The organism is Rubrivirga litoralis, assembly GCF_031846415.1.
GTDB classification, from domain to species: domain Bacteria; phylum Bacteroidota; class Rhodothermia; order Rhodothermales; family Rubricoccaceae; genus Rubrivirga; species Rubrivirga litoralis.
Genome location: NZ_JAVRHT010000028.1, coordinates 1 through 24,320 on the forward strand (window position 1 = coordinate 1; position 24,320 = coordinate 24,320).

A 24,320-nucleotide genomic window follows, 5' to 3' on the forward strand; every position below is an offset into this window, starting at 1 on the left:
ACCGCCCCGCCCGCTCCACCCCGCGTCCGGCGTGGCGGCCGGGACCCGACGAGGACTCGGTGAACGGGGCGGGGCGGCGCCGAGCTCGGCCGCCGCGCCCGGTAGCTTCCGTCCATGCCCGAGACGCCCGCCCCGCCCGTGTCCGCCCGCGTGCTCGCCGTCGAGCGCCTGCTCCGCGTCGAGGCCGACGGCGCGTTCGTGGCCCGCCTCGGCGCCGCCCGCCGCGGGGCGGGGCGGGTCGACGCCGAGACGGCGCGGGCGGCGTCGGACTACGTGGCCGGCGTCACGCGGCAGAAGCGGTGGCTCGACTTCCTGCTCGGGCACTACGTGCGGGGCGGGCTGGGCGCGCTCGACCTCGAGTTGCTCCAGACGCTCCGCGTGGGCGCCTACGACCTCGTCGTCCGGGGGACCGCCCCGCACGCGGCCGTTAATGAGGCGGTCGAGACGGCGCGGGCGCTCCTCCACCGCGGGGCCGGCGGGCTCGCCAACGCCGTGCTCCGCGCGCTCGCGCGGGCGCTCCGCGATGGGGCGCTCCCCGAGCCGTCCACGGGCGACCTCGCCGACGACCTCGCCGTCCGCCACTCGCACCCGACGTGGATGGTCCGCCGGTGGCTCGCGGCGTGGGGCGAGGAGGCGACTGCTCGGTTTCTGGCCTCGAACAACGAGCCGCCCCGCTTCGCGCTCCGCGCCACGGGTCGGGCGCAACCCGATGGGCCGCAACCCGATGGCCCGGGCGGGGTGGACGCGCTCGCGGAGCGCCTGACCAGCCTGGGCGCCGAGCCCGAACGGTCGCGGTGGCTCGACGACTTCGTAACGGTCGGGCGCCTGCAACCCGTCCTGCGGGCGGGCCTCTTGGCTGAGGGCGCGTGCGCGGTCCAGGACGAGGCGGCCGGGCTGGTCGTCCGCGTACTGGACCCGCAGCCGGGCGAGGCCGTCCTCGACGGGGCCGCGGCGCCGGGCGGCAAGGCGGTCTACGCGGCGCAGCGGATGGCCGCGGGCGGAGCGATCCCGGGCGGGGCGGGGCGGCTCGTGGCGCTCGACGTGAGCGAGGCGAAGACGGCGCTCGTTGCCGAGGCCGCGCGCGCGCAGGGCGTGGCCGACCTTGTCGAGACGGTCACAGCCGACCTAACGACGTGGACGCCGCCCCGCCCGTTCGACCGCGTGCTCCTCGACGCGCCGTGCTCCGGCACCGGCGTGCTCGCCAAGCGGGCCGACCTCCGGTGGAACCGCTCGCCCGAGGACCTCAGGGAGCTGGCCGCGCTTCAGGACCGCCTGCTCGACGCCGCCGCGCGCGCCGTCCGCCCCGGCGGGCTCCTCGTCTACTCGACGTGCTCGGTCGAGGCCGAGGAGAACGACGACCGCGTCGGCGCCTTCCTCGCGCGTCACGCCGACTTCTCGCTGGAGCCCGTGGGCGCCCTCGTGCCCGAGCCCATACGCGACGGCGACGTGTACCGGGCGCTCCCGCACGTCCACGGGACGGACGGGGCGTTCGCGGCGCGCCTCCGCCGGGCGGGGTAGGGGCGGGCGCGTCCTATCCTGAACCGCCCCGCCCCCTTCGGGCGGGTACGGGGTACGGGGTACGGCCCGGTTTGGCCTCGGCGCGCGGGTACCTCGTACCGAGTACCCTGTACCTCCCTGCGTCCCGCCCCGGGTCGTCCGCCCCGCCCGCGCCATGAGCCCGCAGCTCCAGTCCTACGTCGACGCGTTCTCCGAGTCCCGCCGGCGCCTCCACGCGCTCGCGGGCGGGGTGGGCGACGACGCGTTCAACCGGAAGCCGTCGGCCAAAGCTTGGTCGGCGGGCGAGTGCGTGGTCCACCTCAACCGGACGGCCGCGGCGTACCTGCCGGCGCTGGAGGCGGCACTCGGGGCGGGGGCGCCGCGCGGCGAGGGGCCGTTCCGGTGGGGCTGGGTGGCGCGGCGGTTCGTCGAGGCCGTCCGCCCGGGAAGCCGGCCGGTCCCGACGTTCGGGGGCATGCGGCCGCCCCGCCCGGCGGGCCTCCGCTCGGACGTGGACCGCGCGCGCGCCGTCGCCCAGTTCGACGCCGACGCCGCCCGCTGGCTCGCCCTCTGCGAGCGGGCCGACGGTGTAGACCTGGGGCGAGTCCGCGTGCGGTCGCCGTTCGTCCCCCTCCTGAAGCTGCCGGCCGGGGCATTTCTGGAGGCGATGGGGCTCCACGCGCTCCGCCACGTCGGGCAGGCCGAGCGGGCGGTCGAACGCCCTCCCAGCGTCGGGGGCGGGGCGGACTCGTAGGGACGCCCCGTGCGGTGTCCGCATTCGCCTGGAGGCGCACCACGCCACGGGCGGGGCGGCCACGGGCGGGGCGGCGCCGTTCAGGACCGCCCCGCCCGTTGGATCCGCCCGCCCCGGACGCGGCGAGCCGTCCAGGCCCCGCCCGCGCGTCAGGGGCGGGGCGGCGGCGCTCCGGCAGGGCGACGGCACGCGCCTTGCGATGGACCCGGGCGTGCCCGACCTTGCGGGCTCGCCACCCCGCCCGCCTCTGCGCCTCGGTACGTTCTCGCCCTCTGGGTTCCCCCCGCCCCGCCCGTGATGCCGACGCGCCTCTGGCTCGCCCTGCTCCTGTTCGCCGCGCCCGCGGCGGCCCAAGACGTCGAGCCGGCCGCGCCCGACGAGCCCGGCGTCCGGTACGGGGCCGAGTTCCTGGCGACGGGCGTCGGCGCGCGCGCGCTGGGCATGGGCGGGGCGGTCGTGGCGCATGTGGGCGACGTGACGGCCGGCTACTGGAACCCGGCCGGGCTCGACGGGCTCCGCCAGACGGAGGGGGCCTACATGCACGCCGAGCGGTTCGACGGCGCCGTCTCGTTCGATTACGCGGCCGTCGCCGTCCCGCTCTCCGACCGCTCGACCGTCGCCGTGACGCTCGTGCGCTCGGCCGTCGACGACATCGCCAACACGCTCGACGCGCTCGACCCGGCAACCGGCCTCCCGCGCCCGGACGCCGCCGACTACATCACGTACTTCTCGGCGGCAGACCACGCGCTCTTCCTGTCGTACGCCCGCCGCGTCTCCGATGTCCTCTCGGTCGGTGCCTCGGCCAAGGTGGTCCAGCGGGGGATCGGGGACTTTGCTAGCGCCTGGGGCTACTCGCTCGATGTCGGCGCGCAGCTGAAATTGGGCGGGGTGGCGCTTGGGATCGCGGTCCAGGACGCGACGACGATGAACCAGGTGTGGTCGATCGACGAGGCCCTGTTCGAGCAGCTCGAAGGCGACGAGCGGCCGCTCGGGCTCGACACCCGCGTCCGCCCGGTCCTCCGCCTCGGGGCCGCCTCGTCGCGCGCGCTGGGCGCCGACGTCGCGCTCACGCTCGCGGCCGACCTCGACGTGGCCTTCGACGGCTTCGCCGCCAACGCGCTCAACACGGGCGACGTGTCGTACCACCCGCGCGTGGGCGGGGAGGTCGTCTACCGCGACGTGCTCGCCTTCCGCGCCGGGCTCTCGGACCTGACGACGAACGAAGACTACGGGACGCAGGTGACGCCGTCGGTCGGCGCCGGCGTGCGCCTCGGCGCGCTCTCGGTCGACTACGGGTTCGGCGACTTCGGCGGCCTCACCGGCGAGCTCGGCCAGTCGCACCGTGTGTCCGTCGCCTACCGCTTCGGCGAGCCCCGCGGGCGGTAGACCACCCCGCCCCGCCCGGCTCACGTGCGAGCCGCCGGGCGGGGTGGGGACGGGCGGGGCGGCGTCCGGCGTTATCCTCCGTCTCCCCCCACCGCCCTCTGGGTCCGCCCGTGTCCCGCGACGACCGCGAAGGGATCGCCCTCAGCCTGGGCGTCCACGCCGTGCTCCTGGTGTTCCTCGTGCTCGTGGCGGCGACGCCGTCCGAGACGCTGGACGAGGACTACCCGCCCCAGCTGACCGAGATCGAGTTCGGCGTGGCGCCGACGCTCCCGGTCGTCGAGGGGCCGCCGCAGTCGGCGCCGAGCGCAGCGCCGAGCGAGGCCGCCGAGCAGCCCGAGCCCGAGCGCCCCGCCCCGCCCGCCGCCACGCCCGCGCGCGTCCCCCGGCGGACGCCGACGCCGCCGCGCGACAACCCGCTGCCGCGGCCGGCCCCGACGCCCGAGGCCCGCCCCGCCCCGCCCAACCCGCCGTCCAGCGCCACGCGCCCGGAACCGCGCCCGACGGCCCCGACGAACACGCGCCCCACGCGCGGCGGCGGCCGCTCCGAGGGCGACGCCTCGACGGCCGGCACCGACGACGGCACGCAGCGCGGCTCCGGCGGCGACGCCGCGACCGAGGTCGGGTTCAACCGCGGCAACCGCGCCGACACCTGCCCCACGCCGCCGTTCGACGGCATCGTCGGCGAGGTCCGCTACCGGGTCACGTACTCGCCGAGCGGGAGCTACGTGGCCAACCAGCCGCTCCCGCCCCGCAACTCGGACCTCGACCGGCTGGTCCAGGGCGTCATCAACCGCTGCCGCGCCGAGCCGCTCCCGGCCGGTGTGCCGCAGGTGAACCAGAGCAACACGGTCACCTTCCGCTTCCGCGCGAACTGAGCGGGCGGGGCGGGGAGGAGAAGAGGCCGCGCGCCCTCGTGGCGCGGGCGGGGCGGTGGGCTCGCCTGCACCACCCCGCCCCAGACGTGCGGCGATCTCGGGGAACGGCGAGCCGTCCGCGGCGGCGCGCAGACGGATCTGCGGGCGGGGCGGCTGCGCTCCTCTCTTCTTCTCCTCCCCGCCTCTTCTCACCCCAGGCGCCGCGCCGCCGTCTGCACCTCGTCCGCGACGGCGTCCGCGAGGGCCTGGGCGGCGAGGCGGACCGGGCCGCGCCCCCGCGAGAACGCGTCGGCGACGGCGTAGAGCATCGTGGGCGTCACGCGCGGCGTCGACGTTGCGAGGTAGACGGGCTCCCAGGCGCCGGGGCGGAACTTGGCCTTGAAGTGTTCGAGGCCTCCGAAGTTGTAGAACCGCTGGGCGTGTGCACGCATCCACGCCAGGCCGGCCCGGATGAGGCGGGGCGGGGCGGGGTCCGAGAGCGGGGCGTGCGTCGAGAGCGGGACCAGCCCGAGCGTCACGAACGCGGCGCCCTCCTCGGCCGCGAGCCGGAACGCCCGGTCGATGAGGAGCGCGGCCGTCCCGTTCGGCGCGCGGTCGCCCTGGATCACCCACTCGACGAACCGGCCGTCGCGGGCTGGCACCGGCGCGAGCAGCAGGTAGCCGACGACGTCGCCGCCCCGCTCGGCCGCCAGCACGCGCCGCGCGCCGAGGTGGCCCAGCACGAGCGGGTCGGTCATGAACCCGAGGGCGGGCAGGCCGCGCCGGGCCAGCCATTCGTCCAGGACCGCCTGGAGCGGGGCGGGGCCGCCGTCCCACAGGGCGGCCTCGACGCCCTTGTTCCGCGCCCGGTTGACCTGGGCGCGGACCGAGCGCGTGGCGTCGTAGGTGGCCGCCCACTCTGCCGGGTCCCACACGGGCTCGGCCCCGACGACGAGCGATCCGTGCGGACCGGACGCGCCGAGCGCGTCGAGGAACGGTCGCCCCACGCCGAACCAGCACACGTCCGCCCCGCCCCGCTCGGCGTCGGCCTCGAACGCAGCGGCGACTTCCGCCACGTCGCCCGGCGGGCACACGGGCTCGCCGGCGGCCACCCACGTCGCCCCGCCCCAGGGCGCTCGCCGCGCGCGGACGTAGGCCACGAGCGCGTCGTCCTGCCGCCACCGGGCGAGGCCCGGGTTCAGGACCTGCTCGACGGACGGGCTCCGCCCGTAGCGGTCGACGAGGGCGCGGTCGGAGGTCACGGGGATGGGGGATGGGGGATGGGGGATGGGGGATGGGGGATGGGGGATGGGGGATGGGGGATGGGGGATGGGGGATGGGGCGGGCGCCGCGAAATGTTCCGGCCGCCCCGCCCGCGGGTGGGTGCCGTGGGGCGGGGCGGCCACGTCAGGCACAAACGCCGGCCGAGGGCGGCGGCAGTCCCCCTCCTGGTCAGGAGGGGATAGGGGTGGTTGTGACGCGGGCGGGGCGGTCGCCCAGCGCCACCCCGCCCGCGCGCCACCCCGCCCGATGCCGCCCCGCCCGTGGGCGGCGGCCCAACGGCGTTGCATGCAACGCCGCTACGAGATGTCGCCCCGCCCGGTGGCGCCGCCCCGCCCCGCCCGGCATCTTCCCGTACCCCGTACCCCGTACCCCGTACCCTACAGCCGGACCGCCAGCTCGGCGCGGACGAACGCCTCGTCGGGCGCGCGGTCCCACCGCTGGAGGTCGCCGAAGAGGCGGATCTCGACGTCGTTCAGGGGCTCGACCACCAGTTGCCCCTGGAGGCCCCAGCCCTCGAAGCGGTCGCCCGAGAGGAACGCCTTGAGGCCGTCGGGCGGAGCGGTGCCCACCTCGACGTCGCCGCCCACGTTCACGAACGCGCCAGTCTCATCGGTGTAGTTCTCGCCGCGGCGGCGGTAGCGGGCGACGGCCCGGGCGCGCACGCGGGCCGGCAGCCACGCCTGGACGCCCGCCAGCCACTGGTCAGCGTTCGGGCCGATAGGGTGGCCCAGGCCGAAGGCGTTGTGCGTGTACGCGTTGTAGAAAAACCCGTCCTCCTGGAAGCGGTGCGTGTAGGTGTGCGGCTCGACGCGGGTGTACTCCCCGAACGCGGTCCACCCCGAGACCGGGAGCGTGACCGACCCGCCCGCGTTCATGGCCCACTTGTTCGAGAACCGGCCGTCGCCCAGCTCGGCCGTCGCGAGGTCGTCGACGAACCACGTGCCGTAGAGCTCGACGCCGCGGGCGGGGCGGACCGTCGCTTCGAGCGCGAACAGCGAGTTGTCGCGGTCGTAGAGCGCGTGCTCGGCGGCCTTGATCGGGAAGAGCGGGTTGAGGTAGGCGATCTCGGGGCCGCGGAGCCCGTAGACCACCATCTCAGTAAAGGCCAGGTCCAGCCACCGCGTCGGCCGCACGCGGAGCCGGTGGAGCGCGAGGTAGCGCTCGGGGCTCACGATCCCGTTGTCGCCGTTCGGCCCGGCGACCTGGGCCGAGCGCGAGCTGAGCGCGGCGTGGACGGCCTGGAGGTCGAGCACGCGCGTGTGGAGGCCCAGCCGGACGAACGGGAGGTAGTCGGCGTTGGCGCTGAGCACGAGCGGGGCGTCGGCCGAGGCCCCGACGCGCAGCCGCTCGTGGGCGATCTCGGCCGAGAACGGGCCGGTCCGCACGCGGAGCGAGGCCGACGTCTGGTCGAACGGGCCGGCCACGTTGTCGGGGTCGCGCGAGACGTAGTAGAGCGGGGCGAGCGCGGGGTCGCTCCGCAGCACGGCCGCGTCGCCCGACGTCTGGGTGCCGGCCAGCGTGCTCGAGTACAGCCCGAGCCAGCCCCGCCACCCGCCGGCCACCGTGAGGCGGACGGCCCGGGCGAACCCGCCCGCACTCCGGTCCTCGCCGCCGACGCCGCGCGCCGCGCGGACCTGCGCGGCCCCCTCGCCGACCACGACGGCGCGCCAGTCGTCCGAGCGGTGGTAGAACAAGGTCCGCTCGGCGTCCGCGTCGAGCACGCCGGCGCGGCCGTTGCCGAGGTAGCTGTGGACGCGGTCGAGCGGCTCGAAAAACTCGCGGCGGAACTCGCCCAGCCAGAACCGCTCGGCGGCCCCGAGCCGCCCCGCCCCATCCGCTCCGCCCCGCCCCGCCCACGCGTCGGGCGGCAGCCGCGCGAGGCTGTCGCGCACGGTGAGGCTGTCGAGGTGCGCGCGGACCGTCCGCCGCCCGGTCGGGAGGATCTCGGCGTCGAACTCGGGGAGCCGCCCCGCCACGCGCTGGTCGGCGAGGAAGGCGTAGACCGGGTGCTCGGCGGGGACGACCTCGGCCTGGGCGCGGGCGGGCGGGGCGGCGGCGAGGGCCGCCAGGCCGGCGACGAGGGCCAGGAGGGCGGGGCGGGGCATGGGCGGCCCAAGCTACGGGTGGCTCCGGCGTGCCTTGCGCCCCCTGGGGCGGGGTCCTACTTTTGACCCCCCGCTCGACCCGCACCGACTGAGACCGTTCCGCTACGCGCCCTCTCCCGACGCGCTTCTGTGTCTCGTCGAGTCGAACTGCTCGCCCTCCTCCTGGGGGACACCCTCGCTACCGCGCTCGCCGCCGCCGTGGTGCTGCGCGGGCCGGCGGCGTGGGACTGGGTCCCGGAGCCCGGCGGGTCGGCTGCGCTCGGCGTCGCGCTCCTCGTGGCGGGGTGGCTCGTCCTGTTCTCGTTCTCGGGGCTCTACGGCGAGCGCTACGCCGGCGGTCGGCTCGACGAGCTCGTCGCGCTCCTGAAGGTGGTCGTGTTCGGGACGCTCGTGCTCCTGTTCGGGTACGCCCTCGACCGCGTCGCGCCCGACGCGCTGCGGCAGGCGATGGCCGTCTACGGCGGGGCGGTGTTCGCGCTCGTCGGCGCCGAGCGGCTCGCGATTCGGGGCCTCCAACGCGCGCTGGTCGTCCGTGGCTACGGCCGCCACCGGGCCGTCGTGGTCGGGTGGTCGGACCGGGTGGAGACGCTCTACCACGACCTCGCGAGTTACCCGGCGGCCGGCATCGAGGTCGTCGGCGCCATCCGCCTCAAGCCTGCGGTGACGGAGCCGGCCTTCGCCGGCGACGTCCCGAGGCCCGCGGGCGACGACGGGGGCGGGGTGGTCGAGAGGCCGTCCCCGGGCGGCGACGTGCTCCCGGCCGGGGCCGTCGAAGTCACGGCCGCCGGCGCCCCCGAGGCCGGCGTCGCCGAGCTCCCGCGCCTCATCGACTGCCTGGGCGTGCGCGACGTGCTCATCGCGCTGGGCAGCGACGACCATGCGACGCTCGACGCCGTGCTCCGCGTGTGCGACGGGCGCCCGGTCACGCTCAAGCTGGTCCCCGACTTCTACGCCGCGATCGGCGGCATGGCGCGGACGGAACACACGTACGGGATCCCGCTCATCGAGGTGCTCCCGGAGCCCATCCCGGTGTGGGAGCGCCGGACCAAGCGGATCGTCGACGTGGTCGCGAGCGCCGTGGCGCTCGTGGCCGGGCTCCCGCTGTGGCTGGCCCTCGGCGCGCTCGTCCGCCTGACGTCGCCGGGCGGGGCCATCTACCGCCAGGAGCGGGTCGGGCGCGACGGGCGGCCGTTCACGATGCTCAAGTTCCGCACGATGGTCGACGGCGCCGAGCGCGAGACCGGCCCGGTGTGGGCGGGGCGGGGCGACGCCCGCGTGACGCCGGTCGGCCGGTGGCTCCGGCGGTTCCGGCTGGACGAGGCGCCCCAGCTGTGGAACGTGCTCGTGGGGCAGATGAGCCTCGTCGGTCCGCGCCCGGAGCGGCCGTACTTCGTGCGCCAGCTGGCCGAGCAGGTCCCGCTCTACAGCCGCCGCCACCGCGTCCACCCCGGGCTGACCGGCCTCGCGCAGGTCAAGTGGCGCCGCGACGCCGACATCGAGGACGTCCGCCAGAAGCTGAAGTACGACCTGTTCTACATCGAGAACATGAGCCTCCAGATGGACGCGACGATCCTGTTCCAGACCGTGCGGACGGCGCTCCTGGGGCGCGGGCACTGACCGCCCCGCCCACGGGTGGGGCGAGGAGGTCGGAGCGGCTTGCGATCTCTGGAGCTTTGGGGAGCCGCTTTCTCCACCCCGCCCGTTGCGAGACGCGCCTGAGGCGGGGTGGAGCCCGGCCTAGGTCTAGCGACGGCCTCCCGGCTCGGAGCTCCTGGTCCGGTACGCGGGGCACGGCACGCGCGGTGCCTGGAGCGGAACGGACTTCTGGTACTCACCCGTCGCCGACGCATCGGTATACGCGATGAGCCGGCCGACGAGACCGCCCCGCTCAGGCCGAGCCACGACGTAGACGCCGCCGAAGGCGAACCGAGCAGGACCGAGCGCGATGAGGAGCGAGTCGCCGGCCTCCGTCGGACGCCACGCCTGAAACGGGTCGTCGTCGCGGGGCCAGTCGCGTACGTCCGTGCGGCCGTATGCAGCACGGTACGGCGACGGCACGGACTGCCCCGTCGAGTCCCGACCGGCGACGGGGATGGCCGTCAGTTCCACCGCTCCAGGCGTCCCGCGGAACCACGAGGGGTAGCCCGCCGCCTCCGGAGCGTCGAGCCGGTAGCATCCGACGAGGCTGCTAGGCCGGTCCACGTGGGGAGCGGGGCGGAGGGCCGCGCACCCGCCGACGAGCAGCGCGACGAGGCCCAGCAGGGCGGAGTGGCGGGGTGGGAGCATCAGCCTCGGACGCGTCTCAAGTCCTGAGGCGCGCGCCTCGCCCGGGCCGCCACCCCGCCCCCGGCGGCCGCCCCGCCCCCGGCCGTCCGCCCCGCCCGGTACCAGCGCGCAAAGAGGGCCACGAGCAGGAGCCCCTCCGCCAGGTCGCCGCCGTAGTACATGACCTGCGCCGCCGCTTGCACCTCCGCCGCGCCCGCCACGCCGCACGGCCACCCGTACCCGTACATCAGCTTGCCCAGGACGGCGTGCGCCGCGATCGCCAGCGTCAGCACGCCGAGCCGGGTCGCGAGCGGGGCGGGGTGGGGCGCCGGGTCCGGCCCGGCGAGGACGGCCCACGTAAACAGCACGCCGGCCGCCAGAACGTGCAGGTGGACCAACGCGTGGAGCGCCGGCGCGTGCAGCGTGGCCGCGTAGAGCGGGGTGAGGTACAGCACGGCCATCCCGCCCACGTTCAGGACCGCCGCCGTCGCCGGGTGCGACACGACGCGCACCACCCTGCCCCTCAAAAATCGCGTCACGCGGCGGGCGGCCGGGACGGGCAGCGTGCGCAGCGCGAGCGCCACCGGCGCGCCGAGCACGAGCCCGAGCGGGGCGAGCATCCCGACCAAGACGTGCTGGACCATGTGGCCTCTCAAGTCGCCGTGCGCCCACGCCGCCAGGGGCGGGGCGGCGGCGAGGGCCAGGAGCGCCACCCCGCCCGCGAACGCCGCCGTCCGCCCGCCGGCCCAGCGCCGCCCCGCCCGTCGCTGCGCGCGCGCGGCGGCGAGGTAGGCCATGAGCACGGCCGCGAGCGCTAGGAGCGGGGCGGGAGAAGGCGCGTGGTCCACGGCTACGCCGGCCTGGCTCGCCGCGCGCGGACCGCGAGCGCCGCGCCCACGGCCAGGAGCGCGAGCCCGACCGCGTTCCACGCCACGTCGTACGGCAGGAGCTCGACGCCGTAGCGGACCTGGTGGATGCGGAGCACCTTGTGGTCCACGATCCCGTCGAAGAGCTGGAATCCGCCGGCGCCGAGGAAGCCGCCGGCCCACGCCCACCGCCCCGCCCACGCCCCGCGGCGGAGGAGGTCGGCGGCGAGGAACGCGCCCGACACGAGAGCCACGAGCTCGAAGGCGTGGAGCAGCCCGTCCGAGATGATCCCGACGGCCGGCGTGGAGAGGTCGAAAAAGTGGTGCCAGCGGAGGAGCTGGTGGAACACGACCTCGTCGACGGCCGCCATCAGCCCGACGCCGAGCAGGGCCGCCACGCCGAGCGACCGGCGGGCGTCGGGGCGGGGCGGAGCCGCGGGGCGGGGAGCGTCGGGCATGGGCGGGGCGGGGAAGAGGGGCCAACCCTGTTCTGCCCGCCGAGGTCCGGGCGGGGCAGCATCTCCCCGCAGGCTAAGGCGAGGAGCTCGGGGAGGGAATGGCCTCAGTTCGGGTGAGGCGGCTCGTACGCGGCTCCCTGGAGGAATCCGGTCGAGTTCCTGGCGACTACGCTTGCGCGGTGACGCTCATTCGTGACGTTCGCTCCCACACATTTGTCACGCTCGAAACCCCGCCCCGCTCCGTAAACTGGCACGCGGACCCCGCTGGGTAGGGCACCGTTGTGCCCCCTCGTTTCCCTCGACGCATGCCTGTTGCTTCGCCCTCCGCCGCCCTCTGGAACCGCCTCGCTTGGCAAGGACTCCTGATCGGAGCACTCACTGTCGGGGCTGGGTGCGCCACGTCCCGCCCTGCCCCGCCGCCGGCCGTCAACGCTGAGCCGGAGCTCGCCCGCGCCCGCGAGGCTATCGCCGACGCTCGGGCGGTCGGGGCTGAGGCCGAGGCCGCGGTCGAGCTCCGGGCAGCGACGACACGTCTGGACGAGGCAGAGCAGGCGCTCGCAGGTGGTGACGCTGTCGGGGCGAGCCGCTTCGCCCGCGAGGCGTTCGTCGACGGCCAACTCGCTGAGCTCACCGTGCTCGCCGCCCGCGCGCGCCGAGCGCGCGCGCTCTACGACGAAGTCCGCGCGCTCCGCGCCGAGGTCGATACCGCCCTCGCGAACTAGGGCAGAGGCCGCCCCTTGGCCCCGCTCCGCCCGCTAAGGGCGGGTCACTGCTACTCAGCCCCCGCCGACCGACCCTCGCCGCAGCCGACCCCAGATGGGGCGGGGCGGCGGCCGTAGCGCCCCCTTCGCATTTCCTTCCTTCCGCCTGTTCCTCATGCGTCGATTGACGTCTCCGGCTCTCTTCTTGGCGGCGGTGCTCGCAGTTGGTCTCGCCGGCTGTAGTTCCTCCGCCGTTGTCTACACCGCCAGCCGTGCCGAGGCTGAGGCCGCCGTGTCGGAGGCCCGCCGGGCCGTCGACCGCGCCGACCGTTCGTCCGCGCTCGCGGCTCGCTACGACCTCGGCGCCGCCGCCGCGGCGCTCGAGGCCGGGGACCTCGACGAGGCGGTGCACCAAGCATACCTCACGCGGCGACGCGTGCGCGTGGCAGCGCTCCAGGCCACGCTCGACGACGCCGAGCGCAGCGTCTCCGGCGCCGACGCCGAGGGGGGGCGCCGCCTCCTCATCACGGACGCCTTCCAAACGGCGCAGACGGACCTCCGCCCGGCCCCCCGCGAGGCGGTCGCCCGCGTGGCGTCTTACCTCCTGTCCCACCCCCATCGCGTCGTCCTCGTCGAGGGGTTCACCGACAGTACGGGCAACGAGAAGCAGAACCTCGACCTCTCGGTCCGCCGTGCCGCGGCCGTCAAGGCCCAGCTCGTCGAGGCCGGCATCGACCCCTCCCGCGTTGTGGCGGCGGGGTATGGGCAGGCATACCCCGTGGCCCCCAACGACACGGCCGAAGGCCAGCGCCAAAACCGCCGGATCGAGATCACCGTCGCCGACCGCCTCGACGCGCTCCCCACGCGCTGACGGGCTATGCCCGGGCGGGGCGGCGTCCTGACCCCGGGCCGCCCCGCTCGGACGCAGGGGGTGGGGCTTTGGCCAAACCGGCGGGGCAGAGAGCCCCCGACGCACCCGCTCGCCTCGCCGAGGAGGCCGGCGAAGAGCCCGTGCCCGGCGCCGTTCTGGTCGTAGAGGTTCTGGTCGTGAGGGCGAACGGGCTCGCGGGTCCCGTCGTCCGCCCCGCCCGTACCCCACGTGCCGGGGCGGGGCGGTCGGTAGCTTCGCCACCCCGCCCGGCCGCCCCGCCCGCATGGACACCGCCCCCCACGTCGCCGCCCCGCCCGTCTCGGACGCCGACCTCGACCTGTACCGGGCGCTCCGCCTGCCCCGCGCGGTCGAGGACAAGATGCTCCGGCTGATCCGCCAGAACCGGATCTCGAAGTGGTTCTCGGGCTACGGCCAGGAGGCGATCGCCGTCGGGTGCGCGTGGGCGCTGGACGACCGCGACTGGCTGCTCCCCATGCACCGGAACCTGGGCGTGTGGACCACGCGCGGCGTCCCGCTCCGCCCGCTCTTCTGCCAGATGATGGGGCGCGAGGGCGGGTTCACGAACGGCCGCGACCGGACCTTCCACTTTGGCACGCGCGAGCACCGGATCGTCGGGATGATCTCGCACCTGGCCGCCATGCTCCCGGTCGCCGACGGGCTGGGGCTGGCCGCGCAGTTGAGGGGCGAGGACGCCGTCGCGCTCGCGTTCACCGGCGAGGGGGCCACGCGCGAGGGCGACTTCCACGAGGCGCTGAGCCTGGCCGCCGTGTGGTCGCTGCCGGTCGTGTTCGTGGTCGAGAACAACGGGTACGGGCTCTCCACGCCGACCGCCGACGCGGTCCCCGTCGAGGATCTCGCCGACGCGGCGGCGGGCTACGGGATGCCGGGCGTGGTCGTCAATGGGAACGACATAGAATTCGTTATTGCATCAACAAAAAAAGCCGTTGAGCGCGCGCGGGCGGGGCGGGGGCCGACCCTCCTCGAAATGAAGACGTTCCGCGTCCGCGGCCACGAGGAGGCCAGCGGCACGGCCTACGTCCCCGACGACCTTATCGCTGAGTGGGAGGCGCGCGACCCCGTCGCCGCCTTCCGCGCCCGTCTCGTCGAGCGCGGCGTGGCCGAGGCTACGCTCGACGCCGTCGACCGCGAGGTCGAGGCCGAGGTCGAGGAGGTCGCCGAGTGGGCGCTACAGCAGCCGCCCGTCGAGGGCACGCCCGAGGGCGAGGCCGCCGACCTGTTCGCCCCGCCCGCGGACCGCCCCGCCCTGCCCGCCCCGCCCGCTAAAGGCCAGGGCGGGGTGGAGGAGAAGCGGTTTATCGACGCGCTCTCCGACGGCCTGCGCAACGCCTTCGACGCCGACGACGCGACGCTGCTGATGGGCCAGGACGTGGCCGGCTACGGCGGCGTGTTCAAAACGACCGCCGGGTTCCTCGACCGCTACGGGCCGGAGCGCGTCCGCAACACGCCGATCATCGAGAGCGGGGCGCTCGGGTGCGCGCTCGGCCTCGCGCTCGACGGGTTCCGCCCGGTCGTCGAGATGCAGTACGCCGACTTCGTGACGTGCGGGTTCAACCAGATCGTCAACAACCTCGCCACGACGCACTACCGCTGGGGCGCGCCGGTGCCGGTCACCGTCCGGCTCCCGTTCGGGGGCGGCATCGGGGCCGGACCGTTCCACAGCCAGAGCCCCGAGGCGTGGTTCTGCCACGTCCCCGGCCTCAAAGTGGTCGTGCCCGCCACACCCGCCGATGCCAAGGGCCTCATCCGGGCGGCGATCGCGGACCCCAACCCGGTCCTCGTCTTCGAGCACAAGAGGCTCTATCGCGCGCTCCGGGGTGACGTGCCGACGGGCGACTACGCGACGCCGCTCGGCGAAGCGCGCCTCGCGCGGGCGGGGCGGGACCTGACGGTCGTGACGTGGGGCGTCGGCGTGCAGTGGGCGCTGGACCTTGCCGAGACGCACGAGGCGGACCTCGAAGTGGTCGACCTCCGGACGCTCGTCCCCTGGGACCGCGCGGCCGTCCTGGCGTCGGTCGAGAAAACCGGCCGGCTCCTCGTGCTCCACGAGGCGACGCGGACCGGCGGGTTCGGTGCCGAGGTGGCCGCCGAAGTCGCCGAGGCCGCGTTCTCGTACCTCGACGCCCCGCCCGTGCGCGTCGGCGCGGCCGACCTGCCGGTTCCGTTCTCCCCGCAGCTCGAGTCCGACGTCTACTCGGCGCGCGCGCGCCTGGGCGGGGCGGTCGACCGGGCGCTCGCGTTCTGACCGCCCCGCCCGCGCCGAGGGCGGCCCCGACGCAGCGGCCCCTGCTGACCCCAGCCCGTGAGGCCGAGGAACGGGCGGGGTGGCGGTCTTCTCGGCCGCCCCGCCCTCTCGACTCTCGGTCCTCGATCCGCGATCCGCCGGCTGCTCGGCCGCCCCGCCCGCTACACCGTCCACATCGGCTCCTCCTCCGGCCCCAGCTCCGGGTGCCCCGGCGGCAGCGGGCCGCCTGGGAGGGCGGGGTGGCCCGGCGGGAGGCGGTCGAGGTCGGGCGGCGCGTCGGCCACCTCGACGACCAGCCGGTACGGCCCCGCCCCGCCCGGCGCCGACGACGTCACGAGCACCTCCCACCGCCCCGCGACCGGCGCCACGAACGCCGTCGCGGCCGCGCGCGCGCCGCCGGGCACGTCGGTCTGCACGCCGTCCGGGCTGTGGAGGATGAGGTAGGGCGCGAAGCCCTCGGCCTCGACCTCGACGCGGACCCACTGGCCGGGCTCGACGTCGACCTCGTGGGCGTCGACCAGCTCGCCCGTCGCGAGCGTCTCGTCGCCCGGTTCGAGCGCGCCGGCCGTCTCGACCGGGCCGCGGGCGCAGCCGGCGGCGAGGAGCAGGAGGACGGCGAGGGCGGGGCGGACGGGCATGGCCCGAACCTACGCCGCCCCGCCCCGCCTACCCGCCTCCGGCCGTGGCGGGGAGTGCCTGAGGAGCGGGCGGGGCGGCTCCCGAGACCGAGTCGCGCGCGGCGCGCGGCCCGACGCCGGCCCGGTCGAGCGCGTCGTCGAGGAGCCCGCCCCGCCCGCCGGCGGCGCCCAGCGCGACGGCGTCGAGGACGAGCCCGTTGAGGTTGCCGCTCACCTTCGTCAGCACGAGGTTGCCCTCGCCCATCACGACGGCGAGAAGGTCGGTGAGGCGGCCGTCGGGGCGCTCCCGGAGGAACACCCACGCGGCCGCGGCGCTGTCGCGGGCGACGACGAACGGGCTCCACCCGTCCTCCCGGTAGCGGCGGAGGGCGCGGGGCGTGGACATCGCCCGGCCGTCGAACGCGCCGCGGAGGCGGTAGTGGCCGACCTTGACGGCCTTGACGTGGCCGATGATCTGGCGGGCCTCGCGCGTGGAGCTTGGGGCGGCGAGCCGCCCGAGAAACCGGGTGGTCCCCATCGTGAGCCGGCCGAATCCGACTGCGAACCCGTCGCCGACCTCGGCGTCGGTTTGGGCCTCAACGTCGTGTCGGAGGTCTCGGCTCAGCCGGTTCATCTCGAACGAGACGCACCCGGTGAGCGGGGCGAGGAGGAGGAGCGCCGCGAGGGCGGGGAGGGCTCTACTGGTCATCGTCGTCGCGGCTGGAGTCCCCGTCGCGGTCTGCCTGGTCTGCCTCGTCGTCCACGTCGACGTCGGCGAAGCGGCGCGTGAGGGCGCTCACCTGGGCCGGGTCGATGGTCCCGTCGATGAGAACGAACACGGCGTTGTCGTCCTCGTTGTCGACGGCCATGACGGCCATCCCGTCGAAGGCGTCGCCGGCGTCGCGGACGTAGATCCAGACGTCGCCGTCGTTTTCAGTGTCGCCCGGCTGCGAGCGGACGCGGACGAACGTCCACCACCCGTCGGCCTCGAACCGCTGGCCGACGTCGGCCAGGCGCCGCACGGCGAGGTCGCGCGTGGCGCCTAGCGTGTAGACGCGGACGGTCACGGCGCGGAGGCCGTCGAGCATGAGGGCGGCCTCGGGCTCCTCGGCGCGGGCGGCCTCGGACGCGAGCCGGAGGAGCGACCCGCGGAGGTTGACCTCGACCGTGGGCGGGGCCTCGAACAAGGCGTCGAGCGCGGCGACGTCGACGGGCTGGGCCGTGGCGCCGAGCGGGGCGGCCAGGGCGAGGGTGAGGAGGAGGCGTCTCATGGCGTCGTTACGGGGCGAGGTGGGGGAGGGCGGTGTCGAGGGCGCGGAGGGCGTCGGTCTCGTCGCGGACGGCGCGGTCGGCCTGGCGCTGCGCGCGGGCGACGAGCGCGAGCGCGAGCTGGAGGTCCTGGGCGGCGGCCTCGACCTCGGCCGCCGTCGGCTCGGGGGCGCCGGCGAGGTCCAGGGCGTCCGGGGGCGGGGCGGCCGCCCCGCTCGGGCGGGGCAGGCCGTTGTCGGGCGGAGCGCTCGGCGCGGCTGCGTCGTTGGCCCGCGGCTCCACCCCGCCCGGAGCGGCGTCCGCGACGGTGGGCGGGGCGGTGTCGGACGTGGTGGTTTCGGGCGGGGCGGCTTCAGGCGTCGTGCCTCCGGGCGGGGCGGTGTCGGGCGAGGCGCCCAGGGGCGGGGTGGGAGCGACCGGGGCCGGCGCCACGCGCTCGGCCACGCGCGGCGCCGGCTCGACGCCCGCCCCGCCCGGCCACAAGACGACGGCAACGGCGAGCGCGCCCAGGGCCACGAGCGCGACGGGCGCCCACCGCCGCCCCGCCCGCGCACGCCGGGCGGGGCGGTCCGGCGCCGGGCGCGCGGCGCTCCGCCCCGCCCGAGTGGCGGCCGGCGGGGCGGACGTCCGGTGCGCCGCCGCGAGCGCAGCGGCGACCACGTCGGGCGGGCACGTCGCGTCAGCGAGGACGGCGAGGTCGGCGCTGACCGACGGGGGCGGGGCGGCGAGCGCGGCGTCGAGCGCGGCCTCGCACGCGGCGCAGTCAGCGAGGTGGCGCTCGAATGCGGCCTCCTCGTCCGGCGCGAGCCGGCCGTCGAGGAACTCGTCGAGTCGGGTGCAGGGCGCGGTCATGGGACGAGGTCGGGCGAGGCGGCGGTGAGGGCGGCCTGGAACCGCCGGCGCGCGCGGAGCAGGTACACTTTCATCGTGTTCAGCGGGAGGTCGAGCGCGTCGGCGACCTCGGCGTAGGCCAGCCCCTCGACGTCGCGGAGCACGAGGAGCGAGCGGTACGGCTCGTCGAGCGTTCCGAGCGCCCGCTCGATCCCGGCGCGGAGGTCGGCCGCGTGGGCGTCGTCGTCGGGGAGCGGGGCGGCGCTCGCGGGTTCGGAGACGGGCTCGGCGAGCCCGGGCTGCGGCCGCACGCGCCGCCGGCGGACGAGGTCGAGCGCGGCGTTCCGCGCCACGCGCGCCACCCAGGCGCGGCGCCGGTCGGGCTCGACGGTCTCGATGTGGTGCCAGACGTTCACGAGGGCGTCCTGCGCGGCGTCGGCCGCGTCCGCCGGGCACCCGGTCACGCGCAGCGCGACGCGGTACGCGAGGTCGGCGTGGGCACGGACGAGGCCGTCGGCGGTCATGGTGTGGGGGCGTGACGGACGAACGACGGGGGTCGCTTCTCAAAGGTTACAGGCCCCCAATCGCGCGCCCGCTCCCCCACCACCTCTGCCCACCCCACCCCGCCCCGCCCGCTCTGGCCCCTCAGCCCTCAGCCGGGGCCGCGAGCCCGGACCCGATTCGAGACGGCGCTCGGTTCCCGGTCCACCCGTGCTCACAGGAGCGGGGCGGCGGCCTCAACGCATTCGCCAACGGCGCGGCGTAGCGCCCCCGCCCCGCCCGCCCCTGCCCAGGAGCATCTGAGCCGCCCCGCCCTCAAAGCACTCTGCGGATGGGTGCGGGGTATGGCCCGATCTGACCTCGGCGCGCACGTACCCCGTACCGAGTACCCCCGTACCCACCGCTCTAGAACGAGCCGCCCCGGAACGCCTCGCCCTCGAGAACGGCCTCGCCGTCTGAACTGGGGGCGGGGCGGCCGACGTCCAGGTCGTCGAGGGCGGGGTGGCCCGCGTCGAAAAGGGCGAGGTCGCGGACGTTCTTCTGCACGGCCACGGCGCCGAACAGGACGAGCAGGAACGACATGCCATAAAACCCCTTCTCGCTCAGCGCCAGGTCGGCGTTGAACAGCCCGACAAAGAGCAGCGTGATGGCGATCGCGACCGCCCCCCCAGCACAGGCCGAAGTAGAGGGCCGTCACCGAGATCCCCTCCAGCCGTTCGCGGACCGACTTCTGGAGCGAGACGGCCGCGAACAGACCGAACAGCAGCACCGTCAGGTAGTACCCCTTCTCGTTCAGGAGCATCGCGGCGTTCCACAGCCCGACCATAAAGGCGACGGCGCCGACCAGGAGGGCCGTCCAGGACGCGGCGATGAAGGCGGGCGTGGGGCGGGCGGTCGTCGTGTTCATGTCGGGGCGGGGTGGGAGGAGACCCGTAGGCTACAGCGCGTAACGCGTTTAGCCCTAATGCAAACGGACTATGCCGCGCCACCCCGCCGGGCGGGGCGGGAAAAGCCTCGGCGGCTCCACGCGGGCCGCCCCGCCCGGTCACTTACCGCAGTCGCCCCGCGAGGTCCGCCGCGGCGTCCGCCGCCGCCTCGGCAAAGTCGGCCCCGGGTGAGGCGTAGAGGATGGCTCGGCTGCTGTTCACCAGGATCGGCCCGCCGGCGTTCGCGTCGAGCACCTCGGCCGCCGCCCCTCCCTGGGCGCCCACGCCCGGCACCAGGAACGGGACGCCGGGGTGCTCGTCGCGGAGCCCGGCCAGGAGGGCCGGGCGAGTCGCGCCGACGACGAACCCGGCCGCCCCGCCCCGACGGGAAGCGTCTTCGTCGGGCACGGCCTCGACGGCCAGCCGGGCGACGCGCCGGTAGAGCGGCTCGCCGCCCACGTCGAGCGCCTGGAGGTCGGCCCCGCCCGGGTTCGAGGTGGCGACGAGGACGAACGCGCAGCGGCCCGGGTGCTCCAGGAACGGGGCGACGCTGTCGGCCCCCATGTACGGCGCGACGGTGGTCGCGTCGGCCCCGAGCCCGTCGTAGAGGGCGTCCGCGTAGCGCCGGCCCGTGTTGCCGATGTCGCCGCGCTTGCCGTCGAGGACCAGGAGCCGCCCCGCCCGGCGGACGGCGGCGCAGACGGCGGCGAGGGCGTCCCACCCGTCCGGCCCGTACGCCTCGAAAAAGGCCAGGTTGGGCTTGAACGCCGCCGCGTGCGGCGCCGTCGCCCCGACGACGGCCTCGCAGAACGCGGCGGCGCCCTCCGCCCCGCCCACGACGAACGGGGCGGGGAGGCGCTCGGGGTCGGGGTCGAGCCCGACGCACAGCGGGGAACCGACCTCAGCGACGGCTGCCGCTAGGCGGTCGGCGAATGGGGCGGGGTGGGGTGAGGGCATGGAGAGCGGAGAGAGCGGAGAGAGCGGAGAATGCGGGCGGGGGCGGGGCGGGTCAAGCCACATTCCATCGACTTCCTGCCGCCCCGCCCTCGCGCCGGGTGGGCGGGGTGGGCATCTTGCCTTCTGCCTTCTGCCTTCTGCCTTCTGCCTTCTGCCTTCTGCCTTCTGCCTTCTGGCCTTGCCTCAGGCTTCAACCGACGGCGGGACCCAGGGAGCACCTCCGGTCGTCTCAGAAGCGCTTCCATTCCCCTAACACGAGCACACGCGCAACCGCTATGGCCGACCTCTCCACGATGAAGGGCGTCTCCGCCCGAGACCAGAAGATGATCCGCGAGGTCGAGACCATGTTCGGTCCCGAGCCCGAGGACATGGGGTTCATCAAGAACCTGTTCTGGGGCCGCATCCGCGAGGAACTCGTGTTCCCGTACCCCGAGGTCTCGCCCGAGGAAAAGGCCAAGACCGACAAGCTCCTCGACGAGCTCGAAGCGTACCTCGACACCGAGCACCCGCGGATCCAGATCGACCAGGACCAGGTCATCCCCGAGTGGGTCGTCGACCGGCTGTTCGAGATGGGCGTCATGGGCATGACGGTCCCGGAGCCGTACGGCGGGCTCGGGCTCGGCGTGGCGTCGTACAACCGCGTCCTCGAAGCCATCGGCCGGCGGTGCGGCTCGACGGCCGTCATGGTCTCGGCCCACCAGTCGATCGGGTGCAAGGCGCTCATGCTGTTCGGGACCGACGACCAGAAGGACCGCTTCCTCCCGATGGTGGCCCGCGAGAAGCTCTCCGGCTTCTGCCTCTCCGAGCCCCAGGTGGGCTCCGACGCCGCCGGCCAGGAGACGCACTGCGAGTGGAATGAGGAGGAGCAGGTCTTCGTCCTCAACGGCGAGAAAAAGTGGATCACGTCGGGCGCCCTCTCCGGGCTCCTTACGGTTATGACCACGCAGGACGTCAAGGACCCCAAGACGGGCAAGGTCAAAAAGGGCGTCTCGGCGCTCATCGTGACGCCGGACATGGACGGCGTGACGTTCTTCCAGAAGAACCGCTCGAAGGCCGGCATCCGCGGGACGTGGCAGGCGCGCATCCGGTTCGAGGACGTGAAGGTCCCGAAGGAGAACCTGCTGCACCGCGAGGGCCAGGGCCTGAAAGTCGCGCTGACGTGCCTGAACTACGGCCGCTGCACGCTCTCGGCCGGCGTCACCGGCGCCGCCAAGCAGGCCGCCGAGCAGTCGACGAAGTGGGTCCAGACGCGGTACCAGTTCCAGCGCCCGCTGGCCGACTTCGAGCTCGTCCAGAAGCGGGTCGCTGAGATGCACGCGCTGTGCTACGCGATGGACGCCATGCTCTACGAGGTCTGCGGGATGCTCGACCGCCACGACCCGGACATCATGGTCGAGACGGCCGCCTGCAAGTACTTCTGCTCCGAGGAGGGCTGGAACGTGATCGACTCGGCCATGCAGATCATGGGCGGGGAGGGCTACGTGACCGAGAACGAGTTCGAGCGCCTGTGGCGCGACAACCGGATCCACCGGATCGTGGAGGGCTCGAACGAGGTCATGCAGCAGTTCATCTTCGCCTACGGCGGCAAGCAGCTCGCCGAGCACATGCTGGGCGTGCTCAACCAGGTCGAGTGGTCGGACGAGGAGACGACGACGGAGAACCTCCAGCGCATCCTCGCCGGCGCCTTCAAGCCGCAGACGGTCCGGGCCGGCACGCCGCTCGCCGCCGAGATCTTCCTCGGCAAGAAGGTGGCCAAGCCCGAGCTCACGCGCGTCCACCCGTCGCTTAGGTCGTTCGCCGACCGGCTCGCGGCCCACGTCCAGACGCACACGCGCGAGTTCAAGCTGGCCTCGAAGCGGATGGAGGAGCAGATCGTGACCGCCCAGGTCACGCAGGCCCGGTTCGCCGACAACGCGACGCTCATGTTCGCGTGGTCGTGCGTGCTCGCCAAGCTCGACCAGCAGTTGGCCGACGGCGCGAGCGGGCCGGAGTGGGACCGCGACAAGCTCGCCGGCCTCCACTTTATGCACATGGCCCACGAGCGGATCAAGGCCAACGTCCGCGCGCTGACGGAGAACTCGGACGACTCCATGCTCCGCGCCGCCGAGGCCGCGCTGACCTGGGTCGACACGCTCCCGAACGACGAGTTCTACATCCACGAGACCTCGCCGGTCGCCGCCGGCACGGGCCACGAGGTCCAGGAGGCGTACATCAAGCAGTTCCCCGAGGACGGCGCCCCGTACACGCCCCGCCCCGACGGCGAGGCGGCGGGCGACGGCGCCGTCCAGGAGGCGTCGCCGGCGAAGACGGCCAAGAAAAAGGCCAAGGCCAAGGCCTAGCCGCCCCGCCCGGACGCTGAGTTCGACCGCCCCGCCCCGCCCGCCACTGCGCGGGCGGGGCGGGCGTGTTTATGGGCGCTCCGCAGTCGGACGGAGGCCGCGGGACGGTATGGCAGGAGCTGGATCCTCAGGGTGGGGTGGCCGGGGCCGCCCCGCCCCGCCCGCCCACGTCCTACCTTGCCGACGGACACAACGGGCGGGGCGGCCGCGCCGACGGCGCGCGGGGGCGGGGCGGTCCCACAGAGCTCCTGCCTGGGCTTCCTTTCCCCTTTCCCTTTCCCACTTTCCCCCGTGGTCGACTTTACGCGGCTCGCCGGCCAGATCGAGGACTTCGCCGTCTACCGGCGGGGCGAGGACCGCGCGCACGCCGGCCGCCTCGACCGCGCCCGCGTGGCGCTGGCCGACTGCGCGCCGGCGTGGGAGGCGCTCGTCGAGCGCGCGCAGGCCCTCTCCGGCGGACCGCTCCGGGCGCTCCCGCAGGCGCGGCCCGACGCCCGCGACGGCTGCCCGCCCCGCCCCGCCACCGTGACCGTCGTGGCGACGGACGGGTCGCAGATCTTCCCCGACCGCCACGTCGAGCCGGCGTGCTACCTCCTCAACGTGGGCCGCGTGGCGTTCCACTACGGCACGCTCGACCCGCCGCTCATCGCCGCCGAGCCCACGCTCCGCTACCGCCAGCAGGACCTGGCCGACCTCGCCCAGGACGACGACGCGGACGCCTCGCCCATCGACCTCACGACCGAGGTCGTGTCGGCGCTCCGCGACGAGCTCGAGCTCACGTGGCTGTTCGAGACGGCCGAGGCCGAGCGCCGGAGCGGGCGGCCCGTTCTTGCCGTCGCCGACGGCACGCTCATCCGCTGGATGCTCCGCGGCATGAAGAACCGGCGCCTGGAGGACCGCCTCATCGACCGCTACGTGGCCGAGCTCGACCGCTTCCGCGAGGCCGGCATCCCGGTCATGTCGTACGTCTCGCGCCCGGGCAACGCCGAGGTCGTCAACCTCCTCCGGCTGCACCTGGGCGAGGACGACTGGGCCGAGGGGCCGGAGTCGATCCGCGGCCTGCTGGACCGCCACCTGTTCGAGGCGTGGCTCGCCGAGGGCGAGCGGAGCGCCGTGTTCCTCTCCCGCTCAGGCGTCCTCAAGCGCTACGGCGCTCACCGGATCGTCGCGTTCTACGTCCGCGGCTGCGGCGAGGTGGGCCGCGTCGAGATGCCGGAGTGGGTGGCGCAGAACCCCGAGTGGCTCGACCTCGCGCACGCCGTCGTCCTCGACCAGTGCGAAAAGGGCGGGGGCTACCCCATCATCCTCCAGGAGGCCCACGAGCGCGCCGTCGTGCGGATGCAAGAGAAGGAGGTGTTTTACCGCATCCTCGCCCGCCAGGCCCGCCGCGCGGGCGGGGTGGTCCCGACGTACTCCGGCAAGGCGGCCTCGAAGCGGGCGCCGCGGGTGTAGGCTCGCTTCGCTCGCGGGGATGGGGAAAGGGGGGAGGGGAACGGGCAGAAAGCCGCCGCCCTGCCCCCGGCCGCTCCGCCACTCATCGCCCCGCCTGTTCTCC

The 24,320-nt window shown here is 75.1% G+C and carries 21 protein-coding genes and 1 pseudogene; 10 read left to right on the forward strand and 12 right to left on the reverse strand.

The window, feature by feature from the left end; translation table 11 throughout:
• Window positions 1–114: 114 nt before the first annotated feature.
• The 4 genes from RM540_RS11760 to RM540_RS11775 all read left to right on the forward strand — a co-directional run bounded on the left by RM540_RS11760 (window position 115) and on the right by RM540_RS11775 (window position 4,512).
• Entirely contained in the window at window positions 115–1,518 is a 1,404-nt protein-coding gene (locus tag RM540_RS11760) for a transcription antitermination factor NusB (protein WP_311664295.1), read from the forward strand.
• A gap of 154 nt (window positions 1,519–1,672) precedes the next feature.
• Window positions 1,673–2,251 (forward strand): DinB family protein, encoded by a 579-nt coding sequence (locus RM540_RS11765; RefSeq protein WP_311664297.1) that lies wholly within the window; start codon window positions 1,673–1,675, stop codon window positions 2,249–2,251.
• 297 nt (window positions 2,252–2,548) lie between these two features.
• On the forward strand, window positions 2,549–3,637 hold the full coding sequence (locus RM540_RS11770) for a PorV/PorQ family protein (RefSeq protein WP_311664299.1): 1,089 nt from the start codon (window positions 2,549–2,551) through the stop codon (window positions 3,635–3,637).
• Between the two features lie 110 nt (window positions 3,638–3,747).
• Window positions 3,748–4,512: an energy transducer TonB gene (locus RM540_RS11775; RefSeq protein WP_311664301.1), complete on the forward strand. Its 765-nt coding sequence runs from the start codon at window positions 3,748–3,750 to the stop codon at window positions 4,510–4,512.
• Between the two features lie 188 nt (window positions 4,513–4,700).
• Here RM540_RS11775 and RM540_RS11780 read toward each other — a convergent pair whose 3' ends face one another.
• Both RM540_RS11780 and RM540_RS11785 read right to left on the reverse strand, forming a co-directional pair.
• Window positions 4,701–5,753 (reverse strand): phosphatidylglycerol lysyltransferase domain-containing protein, encoded by a 1,053-nt coding sequence (locus tag RM540_RS11780; protein WP_311664303.1) that lies wholly within the window; start codon window positions 5,751–5,753, stop codon window positions 4,701–4,703.
• A 399-nt stretch (window positions 5,754–6,152) separates the two neighbouring features.
• Window positions 6,153–7,880, reverse strand: coding sequence for a capsule assembly Wzi family protein (locus RM540_RS11785; protein WP_311664305.1), 1,728 nt, complete (start codon window positions 7,878–7,880; stop codon window positions 6,153–6,155).
• Window positions 7,881–8,009: 129 nt separating this feature from the next.
• Here RM540_RS11785 and RM540_RS11790 point away from each other — a divergent pair, with 129 nt between their 5' ends.
• Entirely contained in the window at window positions 8,010–9,497 is a 1,488-nt protein-coding gene (locus RM540_RS11790) for a sugar transferase (protein WP_311664307.1), read from the forward strand.
• A 126-nt stretch (window positions 9,498–9,623) separates the two neighbouring features.
• On the opposite strand, the gene RM540_RS11795 is transcribed toward RM540_RS11790, so the two are convergent.
• The 3 genes from RM540_RS11795 to RM540_RS11805 are packed head-to-tail and all read right to left on the reverse strand — an operon-like array spanning window position 9,624 to window position 11,469.
• A complete protein-coding gene (locus RM540_RS11795) occupies window positions 9,624–10,166 on the reverse strand; it encodes a hypothetical protein (RefSeq protein WP_311664309.1) in 543 nt (180 codons plus the stop codon).
• On the reverse strand, window positions 10,166–10,993 hold the full coding sequence (locus RM540_RS11800; protein WP_311664311.1) for a cytochrome c oxidase assembly protein: 828 nt from the start codon (window positions 10,991–10,993) through the stop codon (window positions 10,166–10,168). The genes RM540_RS11795 and RM540_RS11800 overlap by 1 nt, the downstream gene beginning before the upstream one ends.
• 2 nt (window positions 10,994–10,995) lie before the next feature.
• Window positions 10,996–11,469, reverse strand: coding sequence for a DUF2243 domain-containing protein (locus tag RM540_RS11805; RefSeq protein ID WP_311664313.1), 474 nt, complete (start codon window positions 11,467–11,469; stop codon window positions 10,996–10,998).
• Between the two features lie 305 nt (window positions 11,470–11,774).
• Between RM540_RS11805 and RM540_RS11810 the strand changes: the two genes are divergently transcribed.
• The 3 genes from RM540_RS11810 to RM540_RS11820 all read left to right on the forward strand — a co-directional run bounded on the left by RM540_RS11810 (window position 11,775) and on the right by RM540_RS11820 (window position 15,325).
• Window positions 11,775–12,191: a DUF4398 domain-containing protein gene (locus RM540_RS11810; RefSeq protein WP_311664315.1), complete on the forward strand. Its 417-nt coding sequence runs from the start codon at window positions 11,775–11,777 to the stop codon at window positions 12,189–12,191.
• Between the two features lie 163 nt (window positions 12,192–12,354).
• On the forward strand, window positions 12,355–13,041 hold the full coding sequence (locus tag RM540_RS11815) for an OmpA family protein (protein ID WP_311664317.1): 687 nt from the start codon (window positions 12,355–12,357) through the stop codon (window positions 13,039–13,041).
• Window positions 13,042–13,324: 283 nt separating this feature from the next.
• Entirely contained in the window at window positions 13,325–15,325 is a 2,001-nt protein-coding gene (locus RM540_RS11820; RefSeq protein ID WP_311664319.1) for an alpha-ketoacid dehydrogenase subunit alpha/beta, read from the forward strand.
• 161 nt (window positions 15,326–15,486) lie between these two features.
• Here RM540_RS11820 and RM540_RS11825 read toward each other — a convergent pair whose 3' ends face one another.
• The 7 genes and pseudogenes from RM540_RS11825 to pyrF form a co-directional block, all read right to left on the reverse strand.
• Window positions 15,487–15,963 (reverse strand): hypothetical protein, encoded by a 477-nt coding sequence (locus tag RM540_RS11825; protein ID WP_311664321.1) that lies wholly within the window; start codon window positions 15,961–15,963, stop codon window positions 15,487–15,489.
• Between the two features lie 28 nt (window positions 15,964–15,991).
• A complete protein-coding gene (locus tag RM540_RS11830) occupies window positions 15,992–16,651 on the reverse strand; it encodes a hypothetical protein (protein ID WP_311664323.1) in 660 nt (219 codons plus the stop codon).
• A complete protein-coding gene (locus RM540_RS11835; protein WP_311664325.1) occupies window positions 16,641–17,213 on the reverse strand; it encodes a DUF4252 domain-containing protein in 573 nt (190 codons plus the stop codon). The genes RM540_RS11830 and RM540_RS11835 overlap by 11 nt, the downstream gene beginning before the upstream one ends.
• Window positions 17,214–17,220: 7 nt before the next feature.
• Complete coding sequence (locus RM540_RS11840) at window positions 17,221–18,063, reverse strand: zf-HC2 domain-containing protein (RefSeq protein WP_311664327.1); 843 nt, start codon at window positions 18,061–18,063, stop codon at window positions 17,221–17,223.
• A complete protein-coding gene (locus tag RM540_RS11845; protein WP_311664329.1) occupies window positions 18,060–18,566 on the reverse strand; it encodes an RNA polymerase sigma factor in 507 nt (168 codons plus the stop codon). The genes RM540_RS11840 and RM540_RS11845 overlap by 4 nt, the downstream gene beginning before the upstream one ends.
• 382 nt (window positions 18,567–18,948) lie before the next feature.
• Window positions 18,949–19,450: pseudogene (gene yiaA / locus RM540_RS16415) on the reverse strand (inner membrane protein YiaA).
• 142 nt (window positions 19,451–19,592) lie between these two features.
• A complete protein-coding gene (pyrF, locus tag RM540_RS11855; protein WP_311664331.1) occupies window positions 19,593–20,426 on the reverse strand; it encodes an orotidine-5'-phosphate decarboxylase in 834 nt (277 codons plus the stop codon).
• 275 nt (window positions 20,427–20,701) lie between these two features.
• Here pyrF and RM540_RS11860 point away from each other — a divergent pair, with 275 nt between their 5' ends.
• Entirely contained in the window at window positions 20,702–22,765 is a 2,064-nt protein-coding gene (locus RM540_RS11860) for an acyl-CoA dehydrogenase family protein (RefSeq protein WP_311664333.1), read from the forward strand.
• Window positions 22,766–23,056: 291 nt separating this feature from the next.
• Window positions 23,057–24,217: a DNA double-strand break repair nuclease NurA gene (locus RM540_RS11865; RefSeq protein WP_311664335.1), complete on the forward strand. Its 1,161-nt coding sequence runs from the start codon at window positions 23,057–23,059 to the stop codon at window positions 24,215–24,217.
• Window positions 24,218–24,320 lie beyond the last annotated feature (103 nt).